This is a genomic window from Azospirillum endophyticum (genome assembly GCF_016595245.1).
Classification (GTDB): domain Bacteria; phylum Pseudomonadota; class Alphaproteobacteria; order Azospirillales; family Azospirillaceae; genus Azospirillum; species Azospirillum endophyticum.
Map to the genome: position 1 here is coordinate 102,035 of NZ_JAENHM010000069.1, position 15,789 is coordinate 117,823.

16 protein-coding genes are annotated in these 15,789 nt (G+C 66.1%); 9 read left to right on the plus strand and 7 right to left on the minus strand.

The window, feature by feature from the left end; genetic code table 11:
* The first annotated feature begins 802 nt into the window (after positions 1-802).
* From JHL17_RS25480 to JHL17_RS25520, 9 genes are all read left to right on the plus strand, one after another.
* Positions 803-1,555 (plus strand): phage tail protein, encoded by a 753-nt coding sequence (locus tag JHL17_RS25480; protein WP_247893814.1) that lies wholly within the window; start codon positions 803-805, stop codon positions 1,553-1,555.
* Positions 1,552-1,875: a DUF6916 family protein gene (locus JHL17_RS25485; protein ID WP_200197486.1), complete on the plus strand. Its 324-nt coding sequence runs from the start codon at positions 1,552-1,554 to the stop codon at positions 1,873-1,875. Before JHL17_RS25480 ends, JHL17_RS25485 begins: the two co-directional genes overlap by 4 nt.
* Positions 1,876-1,948: 73 nt before the next feature.
* On the plus strand, positions 1,949-2,551 hold the full coding sequence (locus tag JHL17_RS25490) for a GNAT family N-acetyltransferase (protein ID WP_200197487.1): 603 nt from the start codon (positions 1,949-1,951) through the stop codon (positions 2,549-2,551).
* Positions 2,552-2,624: 73 nt separating this feature from the next.
* A complete protein-coding gene (locus JHL17_RS25495) occupies positions 2,625-4,370 on the plus strand; it encodes a DEAD/DEAH box helicase (protein ID WP_200197488.1) in 1,746 nt (581 codons plus the stop codon).
* On the plus strand, positions 4,367-5,737 hold the full coding sequence (locus JHL17_RS25500; protein WP_200197489.1) for a glycosyltransferase family 9 protein: 1,371 nt from the start codon (positions 4,367-4,369) through the stop codon (positions 5,735-5,737). Before JHL17_RS25495 ends, JHL17_RS25500 begins: the two co-directional genes overlap by 4 nt.
* Positions 5,738-5,752: 15 nt before the next feature.
* Positions 5,753-6,514, plus strand: a complete 762-nt coding sequence (locus JHL17_RS25505) for a hypothetical protein (protein WP_200197490.1) — start codon at positions 5,753-5,755, stop codon at positions 6,512-6,514.
* A gap of 124 nt (positions 6,515-6,638) precedes the next feature.
* Positions 6,639-7,154, plus strand: coding sequence for an RT0821/Lpp0805 family surface protein (locus JHL17_RS25510; RefSeq protein ID WP_247893815.1), 516 nt, complete (start codon positions 6,639-6,641; stop codon positions 7,152-7,154).
* A 139-nt stretch (positions 7,155-7,293) separates the two neighbouring features.
* Positions 7,294-8,313 carry an NAD-dependent epimerase/dehydratase family protein gene (locus JHL17_RS25515; RefSeq protein ID WP_200197491.1) on the plus strand — a complete coding sequence of 340 codons (1,020 nt, stop codon included), beginning with the start codon at positions 7,294-7,296 and terminating at the stop codon, positions 8,311-8,313.
* Positions 8,310-9,323 carry an NAD-dependent epimerase/dehydratase family protein gene (locus JHL17_RS25520; protein ID WP_200197492.1) on the plus strand — a complete coding sequence of 338 codons (1,014 nt, stop codon included), beginning with the start codon at positions 8,310-8,312 and terminating at the stop codon, positions 9,321-9,323. The genes JHL17_RS25515 and JHL17_RS25520 overlap by 4 nt, the downstream gene beginning before the upstream one ends.
* A gap of 79 nt (positions 9,324-9,402) precedes the next feature.
* Here JHL17_RS25520 and JHL17_RS25525 read toward each other — a convergent pair whose 3' ends face one another.
* The 7 genes from JHL17_RS25525 to JHL17_RS25555 form a co-directional block, all read right to left on the minus strand.
* Positions 9,403-11,067 (minus strand): hypothetical protein, encoded by a 1,665-nt coding sequence (locus JHL17_RS25525; RefSeq protein ID WP_200197493.1) that lies wholly within the window; start codon positions 11,065-11,067, stop codon positions 9,403-9,405.
* Entirely contained in the window at positions 11,064-12,023 is a 960-nt protein-coding gene (locus tag JHL17_RS25530; protein WP_200197494.1) for an SDR family oxidoreductase, read from the minus strand. Before JHL17_RS25530 ends, JHL17_RS25525 begins: the two co-directional genes overlap by 4 nt.
* 69 nt (positions 12,024-12,092) lie before the next feature.
* Positions 12,093-12,758, minus strand: a complete 666-nt coding sequence (locus tag JHL17_RS25535; protein ID WP_200197495.1) for a class I SAM-dependent methyltransferase — start codon at positions 12,756-12,758, stop codon at positions 12,093-12,095.
* A gap of 9 nt (positions 12,759-12,767) precedes the next feature.
* Complete coding sequence (locus JHL17_RS25540; protein ID WP_200197496.1) at positions 12,768-13,178, minus strand: LIC12192 family sporadic carbohydrate cluster protein; 411 nt, start codon at positions 13,176-13,178, stop codon at positions 12,768-12,770.
* Positions 13,171-14,004: a sporadic carbohydrate cluster 2OG-Fe(II) oxygenase gene (locus tag JHL17_RS25545; protein WP_200197497.1), complete on the minus strand. Its 834-nt coding sequence runs from the start codon at positions 14,002-14,004 to the stop codon at positions 13,171-13,173. The genes JHL17_RS25540 and JHL17_RS25545 overlap by 8 nt, the downstream gene beginning before the upstream one ends.
* Before the next feature lie 63 nt (positions 14,005-14,067).
* Positions 14,068-14,982 (minus strand): transketolase family protein, encoded by a 915-nt coding sequence (locus JHL17_RS25550; RefSeq protein ID WP_200197498.1) that lies wholly within the window; start codon positions 14,980-14,982, stop codon positions 14,068-14,070.
* Positions 14,979-15,785 carry a transketolase gene (locus tag JHL17_RS25555; RefSeq protein WP_247893816.1) on the minus strand — a complete coding sequence of 269 codons (807 nt, stop codon included), beginning with the start codon at positions 15,783-15,785 and terminating at the stop codon, positions 14,979-14,981. The genes JHL17_RS25550 and JHL17_RS25555 overlap by 4 nt, the downstream gene beginning before the upstream one ends.
* Between the last annotated feature and the right edge of the window lie 4 nt (positions 15,786-15,789).

Below are 15,789 nucleotides of genomic sequence, written 5' to 3' on the forward strand. Positions count from 1 at the left end.
CACTAGGCACAACGGGAGAAGATGTGCCGAAATGTAGCAAGTCATACAGGATTATTCTTAGAACTTGGCAACTTCAGAACGAGAACCCTTTGACAAGTTCGGCATTAGGGCCGCAAGTCATGACCCCTCCGCACATGGCGGCGGCGAAGAGTGTCGTGATGAATGGGATGCTTCGCTGTTCTCGTTGCGCGCGCATCGGGGAATTTGGCGGGATGATATGGTTGGTATCGTTAACAAGACGTATAAGATTTTCCAGGACAGGGGACGGTGGCGGAAGAGCCTGTGTGCTGGTGAAGACGGCGCTGTGGAAAATCATCGGGAACGCTTGGCTCTTCGCAGGAGCGTCACACCCGCGCGAGTCGGGGATCCTGCCCGCACAACCGGTTGCATGTTTCGGATCCTGGCATGACTCCCGTTTTACGAAATATTGGAACGGAGATTGTCAACAGGGGAGTTGTCTTGCGTCACCCCGTTTCATCGATAGGATGGCAGAGCCTGAAAATTTTCCTGCCCAATTGATATGCCTCTGCGTCATCACCGCCAATCGTACGAATGTATTGCGACGGAACAGCTCAATTCATACGGAGTGTAAGGTTTTCTAGGGCAGCCGGTCCGAAGATTTATCCGGGGAGACAATCCGTACATTGTGACAGAAATGCAAATCATGCGATAAATTGCTACAATGAACATACTTAATAGAATATGCTTGATATATGAATTCTAGTTCGGCAAACATCAATCGTAGAGTTTTTCAATCTAATTGTGCGTAGCGGCAAAGCTCGCCACAAAGGGGGAGATTTTTATGGATCCGATGATCGGTATGATTTTCATGGTGCCCTGGAACTGGGCTCCGATGAACTATCAGCTCTGCCAGGGCCAGCTTCTGACCGTGCAGCAGTACGAAGCGCTTTATTCCCTGATGGGCTTTGTCTTTGGCGGCAACGGCAGCTCGAACTTCAACCTGCCGAACCTTCAGGGCCGCACGCCGATCGGCACCGGTGTCCTGAACACGTCCCAATATACCCTGGGCAACGCCGGCGGCACGCAGGCGACGACCCTGTCGCAGACGCAGTTGCCCGCCCACACCCACAGTTCCACCTTCATCCCCGTTGGCGGTGGCGGCTCCGGTACCCCGGGGTCGGCGACCGGCTCGGTGACCCTGCCGGTTTCCGGCAGCCTCTCCGGCGCTCAGGCCACCGGTACGATCGCGCCCAAGGCACTGTCGACCCAGACATCGGGTGGCGCCAATCTTCCGAGCACCACCAACAATGTCGTTGGCCGCCCCTCCGGCACCTCGGCGAACTTCTATCAGCCCAATGCCTCGGACCTGACCCTGCAGAGCACGAACGCCACCCTCACCGTGAGCGGCGGCACTTTTACCGGCAGCGCCACGGGCGACGTCACGCTGTCAGTGACCGGCGGCGGTGGCGGCATCACCGGCGGCACCGTGTCGATCGCCCCAGCTGGCCTGAACGCTCCCTTCTCGAACATGCAGCCTTACTTGGCGATGAGCTTCATCATCGCCGTGAACGGCCTGTACCCGGACCGCCCGTGACCGAACTGCGAACCCTCTCGTCCGCCGACTTCACCCCCCATCTGAACAGCGTCTTCACGCTGGTGTCGGAAGAGGGGCTGGAGATCGCCGCGACCCTGGTCGTTTCCACGGAATACCCGCGCAACACCATGCGCGGGGCCGCCAGGACGGCCTTCGACCTGATCCTGGAATGCCCGGTGGACGGGGTGCCGCATTTCAACGGCGCCTCCTTCACGATCACCCACCCGGTGATGGGCAGCGTCGGACCGCTGTATGTCGAGCGGGTCGCCTCCGCCGCTTCCGGCCCCGACGTGGCGCGGTTCCAGATCATCTTCAACTGACACCGTTCGCCCTGCCCCTGCCCCTTGCAGGGCGGGGCAGGGCGAACGATCCCAATCGAGGGACTGCCGACGCATGGCTGGTTTCGCCGGATCCTTCGCCCTGCCGGGCAACCTGTCGCTTCGCTTCGTCACCCCGTCCGACGAGACCTTCCTGCTGGAGCTGTTCATCGAGGCGCGGCCCTGGCTATCCTGGGCGCAAGGCGACCGCGACTTCCTGCGCAGCCTGTATGAACAGCAGTACAAGACGATGCGTGCCGGGCAGGAGGCGATCTATCCCGAGCATGTCGACCTCGTCATCGGGAAGTCCGGCGACCGGGTAGGCCGGCTGGTGATCAATCTCGGCCATGCCGACTGGCGGGTGTCGGAACTCCAGATCCTGACCAGGGCGCAGGGCAAGGGCATCGGCTCCGACGTGCTGCGCGGCATTCAGGCGGCGGCGGCCAGCATGCTGGTACCGATCACGCTGTCCACCCCGATCGTCGGCTCGCATGGGCGGCAGGTCTATGAACGGCTGGGCTTCCGCGTCACCGCTGTCGATCCCCCGCACTTCCACATGGCCTGGGCTCCGACGGGCCACCCGCTGCACGCGGCCCTCGGCGCGATCCCGGTGACCGCAGACCCGCTTGCCGGATTCGCCCCTCCCGGCAGGCCCGCCTCTCCGGGCGCGGCGGCCTGACCGCCCGCCCGATCATCCGGTTGCGGCTGTGATTCCCCTGTCCTCCTCACCCCGGTTTCCCGTCGATGCCGTTTTGCCCGGCCTGCTCGATGCCCTGCGCCGGCATGGCGGCGCGGTGCTCCAGGTGCCGCCGGGCGTCGGCAAGACGGTGCGGGTCCCCCCGGCCCTGCTGGAGCAGCCCTGGCTGCCCGGCCACCGCATCGTCGTGGTGACCGCCGACGGGCTGGCCGCCCGCGCCGCCTGCCTGCGGATGGCCGCCCTGCTGGGGGAGGAGCCCGGCTGCACCGTCGGCTTCCATACCCTGTCGGACAGCGTGACCGGTCCCCGCATGCGGATCGAGCTGCTCCCCGCCATCCTGTTCCTGCGCCGAATCCAGGACTCCCCCGAGCTGGCCGACGTCGGTGCGGTGCTGTTCGATTGCTTCGGCGGACAGCGCACCGACGGGTTCCCGGGTGACGGCCTGTTGGGTGCCGCCTTCGCGCGAGAGGCACGCGAGGCGCTGTGCGGCCGCACCCTGCTGCTGGGAATGACGGCGGCCGCTTCGCCGGCGGCTTCCCTGGCCTCCCTGCTGGGCGGCGGGACCGGGCCGGTCCCCGTGGTGAGCTGTGCGGGTGCCGGCTTCCCGGTGGAGATCCGTTCCCTCGACGCTCTTGCACCGGGTGCCGCCCCGGGTGCCGCTGTGGAGATGGCAATGGCGGCGGCGATCCGGCGTGCCCTGCGGGAGGAGCGCGGCGGCGTGCTGGCCGTCCTGCCCGACGGCGGTGCGGTCCGCCGGGTCGTCGCCCTGCTCTGGGGTTTGGAGGAGGTCGGTCCGGACATTCTTCTCCTTGCCCTCTGTGACGAGGCGGCGTCCGACCTGCCGGCCGCCGTCTCCCCGGCACCGCCCGGCCTGCGCAAGCTGGTGCTGGCCACACCGTCGGCCGAGGCGGGGCTCGGGATCGCCGATGTCCGCATCGTGGTGGATTGCGGCCTGACCCGGTTGCCGCGCCACGACCGCCGCCGCGGCATGGCCCACCCGGTCACGCGGCCCGCCGGCCGCAACGCGGCAGAGCGCCGGGTCATCGCCGCCGGCCGGCAGGAGCCGGGGGTCTGCTACCGCCTTTCACCGCCCTGTGCTTTGCCGGAACTGCCCGCCCCCGAACCGCCGCCGCTGGAACTGGCCCTGGAGATGGCTGCCTGGGGGGAGAAGGGCATCGACGCCCTGCCTCATGGCGCCCATGCATCCTCCCTGCTCGCCCTGCTGGGAGCGGTCGGCGTCGGCGGGGCAGTCACCCCGCTGGGACAGCGCATGGCCCGGCTCAGCCTGCATCCCCGGCTGGCCCGGCTGATCCTATGCGGGGCGGAGATCGGGCTGGGCGGGCTCGCCTGCACGGTGGCCGCGTGGCTGGCGGAACCGGACCATCCCAGCGGCGGGGACGGCGCCGACCTGCGGGGACGGATCGACCGGCTGCTCACCGGCGAAGACAGGGGGGACTGCGACCCGGAACGGGAATGGCCGATCCTGGAGCGGGCGCAGGCTTGGCGGCGGCGGATCGGCATCCACCAGCCGGTGGAGCGCAGCGGCTGCGACCGGATCGGGGAATTGCTGGCGCTCGCCTATCCCGACCGTGTCGCCCGCCGCCGATCGGCCCTGTCGGACGATGGCGCGGCGCTTTACGGCTTGGCCGACGGCAGCCTCGCCCGCCTGCCGGCCGGCGATCCGCTGGCGGCGGCGGACCGGCTGGCGGTCGCCTTCCTCGACGGCTCCGCGGACGCTCCATGGATCGCCTTGGCGGCCGCCTTGCCCGAACCGGACCGGCAGCGGGATGTGACCCCATGACCATGCAGACGCCCCAGCCGCAGCTCCCCCCCGCAACCCCCACCCTCGCGGAGGTCAAGCGGTTCCTGGTCGAGCATCCCGATGATCCCGACGGTTTGAACTCGCTGGGCGTCCTGCAGAACCAGGGGGGCGAGCGCGAGGCCGCCATCCTGCAGTACCGCCGTGCCCTGGCCGTGGCGCCCGACCATGCCGTGGTCTGGAACAATCTGGCCCTCATTTCGACGGCGACGGGCCGGCATGCTCAGGCCATCGCCTGCGCCCGCGTGGCGGTGGCGCTCGCCCCCGACAACCCGACCGCCTGCCTCAGCCTGACCGCGGCGCTGTACAAGTCGGGCGATTTCGCGACCGACTTCACGGTGCTGGAGCGGCTGATCCGTCTGGCCCCCGACGATTCCAGCCTGCCCTGGGGGCGGGCGCAAATCCGCCTGCACCAGGGCGACTATGCGCAGGGCTTCGCCGATTACGAGGCCCGTTACTGGCTCCGGGAATATCATTACCGTCTCCACCGGGGGCCGCGTTGGGACGGCGGGTCGCTGGACGGGCGCTTCGTCATGGTGACGCTGGAGCAGGGTTTCGGCGACACGCTGCTGATGGCCCGCTACCTGCCGATGCTGAAGGCGCGCGGCGCAAGGCGGGTGATCGTCGAGCTTCGCGACGAGCTGCGCCGCCTGTTCGCGGCGCTGGAGGGGGTGGATGCCTTCATCGCCAAGGACGCGGCGCCGACGCCGATCTACCATGTCCACACCTCGATCATGAGCCTGCCGCTGCGCTTCGGCACCACCATCGACAGCGTGCCGCCACCGGTGCGCCTGACCGTCCCGGACGAGGCGCGGGCCAAGGCCGCAAGGCTGCTGGGGCCGGAGGACGGCCGGCTGAAGGTCGGCATCGTCTGGTCGGGAAGCGACGCCTTCGCCGACAACGCGATCCGTGCCACCTCGCTGGAGCGCTTCCTGCGTTTCGCCGGGATCCCCGGGGTGCGCCTCTACAGCCTGCAGAAAGGGCCGCCGGAGGAGGAGCTGCGCGCCCTTCCCGCCGGCACGCCGATCACGGCGCTGGGGCCGGAGCTGGAGGATTTCACCGATACCGCGGCGGTGGTGGAGCGGCTGGACCTGGTCGTCATGACCGACAGTTCGGTCGCCCATCTCGCCGGTTCGCTCGGCACCCCGGTGTGGACCCTGATCCAGCATGTGCCCTACTGGGTCTACGGGATGACCGGCGCGACGACCCCCTGGTACCCGTCGATGCGCCTCTACCGCCAGGGTCCCGAGGAGGATTGGGAGCCGGTGTTCGACGCGGTCGAACGGGATCTGCAGGCCCTGGCCGCGCGCCGGGCGGCGGACCTGCTTGAGCCCTGCGGCAATCCTTGACGACGAGAGGCATCGATGTCCCAAACCTCCCCCCCCGCTTCCGTGCCCACCCTATTCCAGACCGACCTGTTCATGCCCACCTACCAGCCGCGCGAGGGCGCGAACTGGTTCTTGTCGGTTTCGCCGCTCAATCTCGGCGCCGGCTACTGGAGCGGCGGCGTCCTCATGCAGAACCTGGCGGTCCTGGCGCGCAAGGAGGCCGAAGGGCGCTCCAGCACCTGGATGTCGCTGTCGGCCCGCGAGGTCGAGAGTCAGGAACTGGGATGCCGCGCCGCGGTCGGGGACACGGTGGTGATGGGGCTCGGCATGGGCTGGGCGGCGGCCAATGCCGCGCTGCGCCCGGAGGTGACGTGGGTCACCGTCGTCGAACGGGATCCCGAGGTCATCGGACTGATCGCCGAGCTCGGCATCTTCGCTCAGTTGCCGCCCGAAGCGGCGGCGAAGATTTCGGTGATCGAGGGCGACGCGCTGACCTACACCCCGGCCACCCCGGCGGACACGCTGCTGGCCGACATCTGGATGCCGCTGAACGTCGAAGGCCGGGTGGCCCAGGTCCAGCGCATGACCGCCAACACCGGGGCCGCGCGCGTCTATTTCTGGGGCCAGGAGATGGACATCGCCCGCCGGGCCGGGGAACTGGGGCTGGAGCCGCTGGATGCCGCCGGTCTCGCCCGCATCGTCGACGAGTTCGCCCTGCCGCTGATCGGTCCGGAGATGCCGGACTATCCGGCAATGGTCGCGGTGGCCGCGGGGAAATGGCTGAGGGATGTCGACTGAGGGAGGGCTCCGTCCCTATCCGGCGGCGTGACCACTGAAGGGCAGGGAGAGGGTGGCTGCACAAACGGCGGCGCTTGCGCTATAACCGGGGCGACAACCCTCGGAACAGAGATTGAGTCCTCCGATGCGTGCCTGCACCCGTTTCACCCGTACCACCGCCCGGGCCGCCACTCGGACCACCGCCGTCGCGGTGCTTGCGCTGTCCACCATGCTGGCCGGCTGCCAGACCGGTTCGATGGGCAGCAAGGAGGGGTTCGGCACCGTCGGCGGCGCCGTCGCCGGCGGCCTGATCGGTTCGCGCTTCGGCGGCGGTTCGGGCAAGCTGGTGGCAGTCGGCATCGGCACGCTGCTGGGCGCCTTCGCCGGACGGGAGCTCGGCGCCTCGCTGGACCGCGCCGACCAAGCTTATGCCGACCGCGCCGCGACCCAGGCCTATGCCGCCCCGATCGGCCAGCGAATCAGCTGGAACAACCCGCAGTCCGGCAACCAGGGCGTCATCGTGCCGGTGCGCGACGGCTATGACGGCTCCGGCTCTTACTGCCGCGAGTTCCAGCAGACCATCGTCGTCGGCGGCCGCACCGAGCAGGCCTTCGGCACCGCCTGCCGCCAGCCCGACGGGTCGTGGAAGATTGTGGGGTGAGGTACGGAGCGGCTTTGACTTCATTGACGCCACCCGACGCCGCTTTGTAGCATTAGGCGTTGCCATACCGGCTGCCGTCATTGCTTTCCCGTCCGTTGCCGGTAACGGACCGTTTGCCTGAAAGCGGAATAAGGACCTTATGGCCGAAAACATCCCCTTCAAGCGTGTGCTGGTCACCGGCGGCGCCGGTTATGTCGGAAGCGCATTGGTTCCGCGGCTTCTGGCGGCGGGCCATCAGGTCGTGGTGTATGATCTGATGCTGTTCGGCACCGACGTGCTTCCCAAAGACGATCCGGCGCTGAGCATCGTCAAGGCCGACATTCGCAACACGGCGGACTTCGCGCGCGCCGTCGCCGGAGCGGACGCCGTCATTCACCTCGCCTGCATTTCCAACGATCCCAGCTTCGAACTCGACGAAGCGCTCAGCACAACCATCAACTACGATGCCTTCGAGCCGATGGTCCAGGCCGCGCGTGACGCGGGTGTCCGACGCTTCATTTATGCGTCCAGTAGTTCCGTCTATGGGATCAGCGAAGCCGCCGACGTGACGGAGGAGCATCCGCTGCTGCCTCTGACGCTCTACAGCAAATACAAGGCGATGTGCGAAACGGTTCTGGCCCGTTACCAAGCGCCAGACTTCACCTGCGTCACCATCCGGCCTTCGACCGTCTGCGGCTATGCGCCGCGGCTGCGTTTGGATCTGACGGTCAACATCCTGACGAACCACGCCATCAACAACCGCAAGATCACGGTCTTCGGCGGTGAGCAGATGCGGCCGAACATCCACATCGACGACATGGTCGACCTTTATCTGCTGCTGCTGCGCCTTCCGGCGGAGACGATCGCCGGCAAGGTGTTCAACGCCGGTTACGGCAATCTGAAGGTTTCCGAGATCGCCGAGATCGTGCGCAAGGTGGTGATGGAGGAGTTCCCGGACCTGGGGCCAATCGACATTGTCCGCACGCCGACCGACGACAACCGCTCCTATCACGTCAATTCCGACAGGATCAGGCAGGCCATTGGCTTCGAAGCGAACCGGTCGGTGGAGGATGCCGTCCGGGATCTGTGCCAAGCCTTCCGGGACGGAAAAATCCCCGGCAGCCTGACCGACGATGCCTATTTCAACGTCCGCACCATGAAAGCCTTGGCACTCGCATGACCTCGTCGCCCCCCCAGCGCCCCGTTGCCGTCGTCACCGGAGGATGCGGCTTCATTGGCAGCCACATGGTCGACCTCCTTCTGGAGCAAGGCTATGGCGTGAGGGTGATCGACAATCTTGCCGGCGGGCGGCTGGAGAATCTCGCCCATCACGCCGGAAGCCCGGATCTGACGGTCGAGACCCGGGATATCCGCGCCGTCGCCCTGGATGATTCTCTGTTCCGGGACGCGCGACACGTCTTCCACTTCGCCGGCATCGGCGACATCGTGCCCTCCATCGAACGTCCGGTGGACTATATGGACACGAACGTCATGGGCACGGTGCGCGTGCTGGAGGCGTCGCGCCACGCCGGCGTGGAAAAGTTCGTCTATGCCGCATCCTCCTCCTGCTACGGCTTCGCTGCCGTGCCCACGCGGGAAGACCATCGCATCGCTCCGCAGTACCCCTATGCCTTGTCCAAGAACCAAGGGGAGCAGGCGGCACTGCATTGGCACCGGGTCTACGGCCTTCCCGTGAATTCGATCCGCATCTTCAACGCCTATGGTCCGCGTTCCCGCACATCGGGAGCCTATGGGGCCGTGTTCGGCGTGTTCCTGCGGCAGAAGCTGGCCGGTAAGCCGTTCACGGTGGTGGGCGACGGCACCCAGAGCCGCGATTTCATCTTCGTGACCGACGTGGCCGCCGCCTTCCTTTGCGCCGCCCGCACGAACCGGGCCGGCGAGGTCTACAATGTGGGCGCAAACGCACCGCAGACCGTGAACCGGCTGGTCGAACTGCTGGGCGGCCCGGTCGTGAACATTCCCAAGCGCCCTGGGGAACCCGACTGCACCTGGGCCGATACCGCTAAGATCCAGACGGAGTTGGGTTGGCGGCCGGCGGTCAGCTTCGAAGCTGGGGTGGCAAAGGTGTTGGAGAACATAGAGTACTGGAGCAACGCGCCAGTCTGGGATCCGGAATCCATTGCCAAGGCCACCCAGGCTTGGTTCGGCGCACTCGGTCGCGTGGACTGAGCGGCTGCTTTGTAGAGTTTGGAGTGTGTCAGGCGCTTCGACAGGCATCTGACACACTCTGAGGGAGCGACCGGCTGGCTCAGATCGCCTTTTGACTTTGCGGATCGAATTGCCCAGGGCTGGCCATCCCCTGTTCGATCAGTGCGGCGATGTCGTCCGTAGCGGCTCGATTTTCCACCAGAAGCTTCGAGCGCAGGCGCAGCGTTCCATCGACCAAAGCCGCGTGGTCGGCGTTGCGGATGGCTTGAAGAACGGCATCCGGCTCCAGCCGTTCAATGACGAGACCGGCGCCATACTCGCGCAGGAGTTCACCCATGAACCCCCAGCTCGCATCCAGCAGTGTCGGTAGCCCGGCGCTGACATATCCGGTCCAGCGGTTGCAAACGCCGACCCGGCGGTCGGAATGAAAAGTCTTCTGATCGTTGCACAGCCAGCCGAAGCGGTAGGAGGACAGCCGCGTCAGCAGGTCGGCGTAGTCGAGGCGCCGGCTGTAGATCATGGGTGGCGCGGCGTACCGTTCCAGATAGTCGGCGAAGATGGCATCGCCGGATGTATCGGCGTGAGACGAATTGAAGATGTCGGCGGTCAACCCTCCGTCCCGGCAGAGGGTTTCGATCAGCGGAAGGAAATTGTAACCGATCGGAAAGCTGCGCAGGAAGGTGCTGGAGGGAAGGAAGCCGGCATACACCAGATCCGCAAGCGGGGCTCCGTTGGACGGTTCGGGACCTTCGACCATTTGCGGGAAAACCAGCCGGTAAGGTGCGCGCAGGCGAGCCTGCACCCGATCCCACTCCGCTCCGCCCCGTTTGGAAAGAGTAAGGTCCAGCGTTTGCCCAGCGATCAGTTCTGACTGTCTCAGCCAGGCGATGGAGGTGGCGTTCAGTCCGAATAGATTGACCAGGTCGTTATCCGGCCACAGGACCGTGTAGTCATAGAATTCCTGGATGACCGTCGCTTCCGGCAGAACGTGTTTGATCAGCATCCCCAAGTAGTTCTTGTAGATGATGCTGCGCACATACACCACGCGCGGGCGTTGACGTTGGAGGACCAGCACCAAGGCCGCAAGCGACTCCCGAAGGTCGAAGGACAGATAGGGACCTTCGTTTTTCACGCCACCGACCTCCCGCCCGAGAAAGAGCTGAATGGTCGCTTCCGGCCGCAGCCATTCGGCAAGCTGTCGGTCGTGAAGGATATTGGTGCTGCAGCAGCTCACGATCATCGCTTTGACCGGCCGCTGGCTTGCCTGATCTGCCAGCATCTCCACCATGGGAGCGGACAGTTCCCGGTACCGGGGATTGGTATGGACTGTGATGATGCGGTCGGGTGGAATGCCGGCGGCCACTGCGGCGGCCCGCATCTCCATTTCGTACACGCTGTGGGCGAGCAGGACCCAGTCGAAGGCCAGTCCGGCCGTCTGGGCGGGCTGATAGACCGGATAGCCGTGGAAGGTCCCGATGTCGAACGCCATCCGGTCGAGGACTCCGACGACGACGATCCCCGGGGGCAGATGCTCCAGCAGGCTTCGGGTCAGGGTACCGGCTCCGTACAGCATGACGCGGCCGTTCGGCAAGTCGGAACAGAAACGCTTCAGGAGTCCGGGATCGCGCGGGGCGCCATACCAGTGGAGCAGGTCCCGGACCAGGGACCCGGCATCGCCGGCGGTCGTTGCATCTTGCGAAGCGGCGGCTCTCCACAGTTCGTCAAGACTCTGCCCTGTGGGAAGGTGGCCGTCTAAAACGGTCATCGAGCCGGCCTCTCATCAGCGGAAAGAAACGTCAGCAGCGAAGCGATGCAGCCATCAAGGGTTTCCAGAGGGTCCAATGGATGGACATCCAGTTCCGCGGCAGCACGTCGTCCGTCCATCAAGGTGTGGAGCGGCGGCGGTTCCTTCAGGAAGCCGGCGGCTACGCTGTCCATGGCTTGCACCAGATGCGGCGGGGCGCCCACCCGGCGGGCGATGTGACCGGCCGCGTCGACATAGGAGATCTCGGCGGACGACGCCAATTGTACGATCCCCGTCGTCCTGCGTTCGATCATCGCGCGCAACGCCTGCACCACCTGGGCGACCGGCAGGGGAGCCAGCGACATGTCCCGAGCGGCGGCGATCGTCTCGCCCCGTCGCAGGCGCTCGACCCAGCCGGTCAACAGCGCCATTCCCGGTTCGACCACCTTGGACAGCCGGAGCACGCCGGGCGCGACCATGCCGGGCTGCCCAGCCAAGGCGAGCACACTTCGCTCGGCTATCGCCTTGCTGCGACCATAGGCGGTGGTTGGGCTTACCGGAGTATCGGGGGACGGAAGCGGCTTGCTGCCGTCGAAAACCTGATTGGTCGAAAGCAGCACAACGTAACAGCCACGCGCCGCCAACGCCTTCGCCAAGGCGGCCGGGCCGTGCGCGTTGATCCGCATCGCCGCATCGGGGTCTGCGTGGCAGGCATCCAGTCGGGCCATGGCCGCGCACAGGACGGCGGCAGTCCAGGGCCGGGCAAACACCGAACTCCATGTGGCGGAGTCGCCGAGGTCCAGGTGAAGGCGACGCTTGCCATCCGCATCGTGCCGGCGGGTCGTCGCCACGACGACGCTGCCAGCGTCGGCCGCTTCGACGAACGCCCGCCCGATCATGCTGTCGCCGCCGACGACCAGGCAAGCGCCTCCCCTATCATTTCCCAGGTCCGGGCGGTCTTGAAAGACGGGCGTCATCAGTGTTCCTCCATCCGCATGCCCACAATCAGGAGGGGCAGGCAGAGCCGCGTCTGCGGGAAGTGCCTGTCATTCGAAATAAATGAAGCCGTAGTCTCCATCGTATCCGGCCTGCTTGGCGATCCATGCCCAACTCTGCGGGTCATGGAAGGATTGGCAGGTCAGCTGCCAATAGAGGAGGTTGGCTTTTTCCCGCTCGTCCCTGAACGATTCGACCATGAAGTACTTGCGCGCACTGCGGCCGACCCGCTCCGCTTCGGCCAAGGCGTCGAACACCCCCTCGACCGGCAGGTTGTGCAGGGTTCCCAGCGAAATCACGAAGTCGAAGCTGTTGTCCGGGAACGGCAGCGCGCGGGCATCGGCCACCGCCAGCCGAGACCGGACCTCCGCTTTGCTGTTGGCGACGCCGTAGGTGGAGATGTCGATGCCGAACACCTCGACGCCTGGAACGGCCCGGGTGAATTCGTGAAGCAGGTAGCCTTTGCCACAGCCGATGTCGAGGATGCGATCCCCCGATTTCAGTCCGTAATGGGCGGCGATGCACTCGGCCACCGGCAGCCATCGACCATCGTAATGGTAACCACCGTAGCCATACTGACGTTCGCCGTCCCAATAATCGCGCCCGAAGCGCCGCGCCACCTGGGCGCAGGCGGCCTTGTCGTGCTCGACGACGCGCTGCACGTAATCGCGTTTCGTGCTGCTGTGGAGCGTTTGGATGAAGTCGATCCAGGCCATGGGCGCATCTCAGGAGGATTGCAGGGATGGAATCTGGAGGGATTGGACCCGCCAGATCCGCTCCAGCCGGTCGATGTCGTCCTCGCTGTGCAGCGCGAAGCCTTCAAGCGCCGTATGCAGGGACGCTCCGGCAGCCAAGACGCGGCGGTAGATGGCGACGCGCCGTTCAGGCCGGCGCGGCAGCATGAACAGGGTGAAGGCGATAACCCCCTCAAGCGCCGGCAACTCTTCCAGCACTTGGTTGAGCATCATATAGCAGCCGGGCATCGCGTACTCGGTGGCGCTCAGCTTGTAGACCAGGCCGTGACGCTGGGCATAGTCGCGAATCACCAGGTTCTGGACATGCTGAGCCGTCCGGTTGCCGAACACCGGCCGGCAGCCGATGTAGCCGCGGTAGCCGCGCCTCTCCACCTTACTCATCGAAGCCCCCCGGCAGGCGGTAGTCCATGCCGATCCGGCTCATGGCGCGCAAGGTGATGGGCTCGAAGAACTCACCCAGCTTTTTGTCGGCGTAGGGGGTGAACACGCCCTTGAACCGGCAGTTCATGCTCCACCGGGTCTCCGCTTCGCCGTTCTCCCGATTGCCGTGGGCCAGGTTCTGGTTGAACAGAAGGTAATGGCCGTAGGGAACTTCCATCCATGCGATCTCAGGCTCGACGGATCGGTAGATGTCTTCGGCGCTGCGTTCGGCGAAGCTGTGCAGCCGCTCGCTCAGGTCCGCGTTCGGGCCCAGCGGCAGCAGATACATGGCCTTGGTTCCATGACAGTCGACCAGCGGCACCCACAAGACGGCTTCGAACGGTGAATCGCCCGACCAGACGTCGGCGTGGATCGGTAGCAGGGATGCTGTATCGCCGGGAAGCTGGACCGACAGGTTGACGCGCCGCTGCATCGCCAGTTCATTGCCCACCACCGTCGACAGCGCCTGCCGGGCCAGGGAGAAATAGGCCGGTCGGAGCCATGGCGCGGCGGCCATGGCCTCGATGACGGACAGGCGCAAGCCGTTGAGGCGGTCGGGCCCGACATGCTCGTGGATGCGGTCGAGCAGAGCACCTTCCTTCCCATCCGGCGGAGGGGCGATGCCGAGAGCGCTGCAGGCCGCCGCCGCCACATGGGTGCGGATTTGGTCGAGTGCGCCGCGATTCTCCACCGGGGCGATCAGGTACCCCTGTGCGGCGAAGCGCTCTGAGAGATTCCGCTCCTCCGGCGTCAGGAACTCTCCTGCCGGAAACTCTGATCCACTCATCCTGTGCTCTCCCGGCGCTTGATCGACCATGACGTCATGAAGCGGGACCTTACGGTCTAGACCTCACCGGTTCAGGGCTTTGTGGATGGCGTCGGCGACCTGAGGGGGTTGCAGGCCCGCAAGTTCGAGCAGATGGTCCTGCGAGCCGTAGCCTTCCGGAAAGCGATCGGGAAGCCCGAGGCGCAGGACCGGCTTCAGGCAGCCGGCATCGGACAGGGCTTCGACCACGGCGCTGCCCAGGCCGCCGATCCGCGTGTGCTCTTCCAGCGTCACCACCAGTTCGGCCCCGGCGGCCGCGGTAAGCAGCCCTTCGGTGTCGAGCGGCTTGATCGTGTGCATGTGCAGCACGCCGCAGCCGATCGTGTCCAGCAGGTCGGCCGCCGCCAGGGCGCGGCTCGTCATCACGCCCGTCGAGACGATCAATACCCGGTTGGCCGGGCGCATGAGGATCGCGCGGCCGATGGCAAAGCCGGCGTCCGCCCGCGAAACGACGGGATCGCCGCCCTTACCCAGGCGGATATAGAGCGGTCCGTCCCAGGTCAGGGATGCTTCCATCAGGCGCCGCATCTCCTCGGCGTCGGACGGGGCGACGATCGCCATGTTGGGCAGGGGGCGGAGCAACGCGATGTCGTCGGTTGCCAGATGGGTCGGGCCGAGCGGGGCGTAGACCAGACCACCGCCGCTGGCGATCAGGCGGAGCGGCAGGTTCTCCAGGCAGGCGTCGATGCAGATCTGCTCCAGGCAGCGGCGGGTCAGGAAAGTGGCGATGGTGTTGATGTACGGGATGAACCCGTCCATGGCCATTCCAGCCGCCATCCCGATCACGTAGGCCTCGCTGACGCCTTCCATGAAGAAGCGTTCTGGCATCTCCTCCTTCATGCCCTTGAGCACGCCAGGGGAGAGGTCCGAACCGATGAACAGCACGCGCGGATCGCGGCGCGCCAGTTCATGAACCATGGCAAGGGCGGTCTGTCTCATCGGGCGGTCTCCAGGGCTTGGCGCATCCGGGCCACGTCGGGGGCCTCGATCCTGGCCTTGTGGTGCCACAACGCCTGCCCTTCGGCGAAGTCCAGGCCCTTGCCCTTGACCGTGTGGCAGATCAGCATGGACGGCCGGCCGGATTCGAAGGGCAGCGCGGTCAGCCGGTTACGCAGTCCGTTGACGTCGTGCCCATCCACCTCGGCGACGGCGAAGCCGAAGCTGCGCCATTTGTCGGCCAGGGGCTCCAGATCGAGCACTTCGGCGACGGAGCCGTAGGACTGGAGCTTGTTGTAGTCGACGAGGGCGACGAGGTTGTCCAGCCGGTGCTTGGAGGCCGCCATGGCGGCCTCCCACACAGACCCCTCGTCCAGTTCGCCATCCCCCATGACGACGAAGGTACGGCTGGGGCGGCGCTGCAGCCTTGCGGCCAATGCCATGCCCACCCCCAGCGCCAGCCCGTGGCCGAGTGCGCCAGTCGACGCTTCGACGCCGGGCGTGTGGCCGCGCTGCGGATGTCCGCCCAGCATGGCGCCCGGCCGGCACTGTTCCTTCAGCGCCTCGACCGGGAAGAAGCCCTTGTCCGCCAGCACCGCGTAGAGGGCGAGGCAGCCGTGCCCCTTGCTGAGGATGAAGCGGTCGCGGTCCGGCCAAGCCGGGTCGTCCGGACGCACACGAAGGACGTCGTCGTACAGCACGCGCACGATCTCGATCAGGGAGAGCGTGGAGCCGACATGCCCCCGGCCACCGCCTTCCAAGGCGTCGATGACCAAGCTGCGCAGATAGCGGGAACGGGCATCCATGGGC

Bases quoted from the DNA above. Each gene is read 5' to 3' on its own strand.
- JHL17_RS25525 (WP_200197493.1), bottom strand. From the start codon at position 11,067: ATGACCGTTTTAGACGGCCACCTTCCCACAGGGCAGAGTCTTGACGAA.
- JHL17_RS25535 (WP_200197495.1), bottom strand. From the start codon at position 12,758: ATGGCCTGGATCGACTTCATCCAAACGCTCCACAGCAGCACGAAACGC.
- JHL17_RS25480 (WP_247893814.1), top strand. From the start codon at position 803: ATGGATCCGATGATCGGTATGATTTTCATGGTGCCCTGGAACTGGGCT.
- JHL17_RS25490 (WP_200197487.1), top strand. From the start codon at position 1,949: ATGGCTGGTTTCGCCGGATCCTTCGCCCTGCCGGGCAACCTGTCGCTT.
- JHL17_RS25540 (WP_200197496.1), bottom strand. From the start codon at position 13,178: ATGAGTAAGGTGGAGAGGCGCGGCTACCGCGGCTACATCGGCTGCCGG.
- JHL17_RS25505 (WP_200197490.1), top strand. From the start codon at position 5,753: ATGTCCCAAACCTCCCCCCCCGCTTCCGTGCCCACCCTATTCCAGACC.
- JHL17_RS25500 (WP_200197489.1), top strand. From the start codon at position 4,367: ATGACCATGCAGACGCCCCAGCCGCAGCTCCCCCCCGCAACCCCCACC.
- JHL17_RS25530 (WP_200197494.1), bottom strand. From the start codon at position 12,023: ATGACGCCCGTCTTTCAAGACCGCCCGGACCTGGGAAATGATAGGGGA.
- JHL17_RS25550 (WP_200197498.1), bottom strand. From the start codon at position 14,982: ATGAGACAGACCGCCCTTGCCATGGTTCATGAACTGGCGCGCCGCGAT.
- JHL17_RS25545 (WP_200197497.1), bottom strand. From the start codon at position 14,004: ATGAGTGGATCAGAGTTTCCGGCAGGAGAGTTCCTGACGCCGGAGGAG.
- JHL17_RS25515 (WP_200197491.1), top strand. From the start codon at position 7,294: ATGGCCGAAAACATCCCCTTCAAGCGTGTGCTGGTCACCGGCGGCGCC.
- JHL17_RS25520 (WP_200197492.1), top strand. From the start codon at position 8,310: ATGACCTCGTCGCCCCCCCAGCGCCCCGTTGCCGTCGTCACCGGAGGA.
- JHL17_RS25555 (WP_247893816.1), bottom strand. From the start codon at position 15,785: ATGGATGCCCGTTCCCGCTATCTGCGCAGCTTGGTCATCGACGCCTTG.
- JHL17_RS25510 (WP_247893815.1), top strand. From the start codon at position 6,639: ATGCGTGCCTGCACCCGTTTCACCCGTACCACCGCCCGGGCCGCCACT.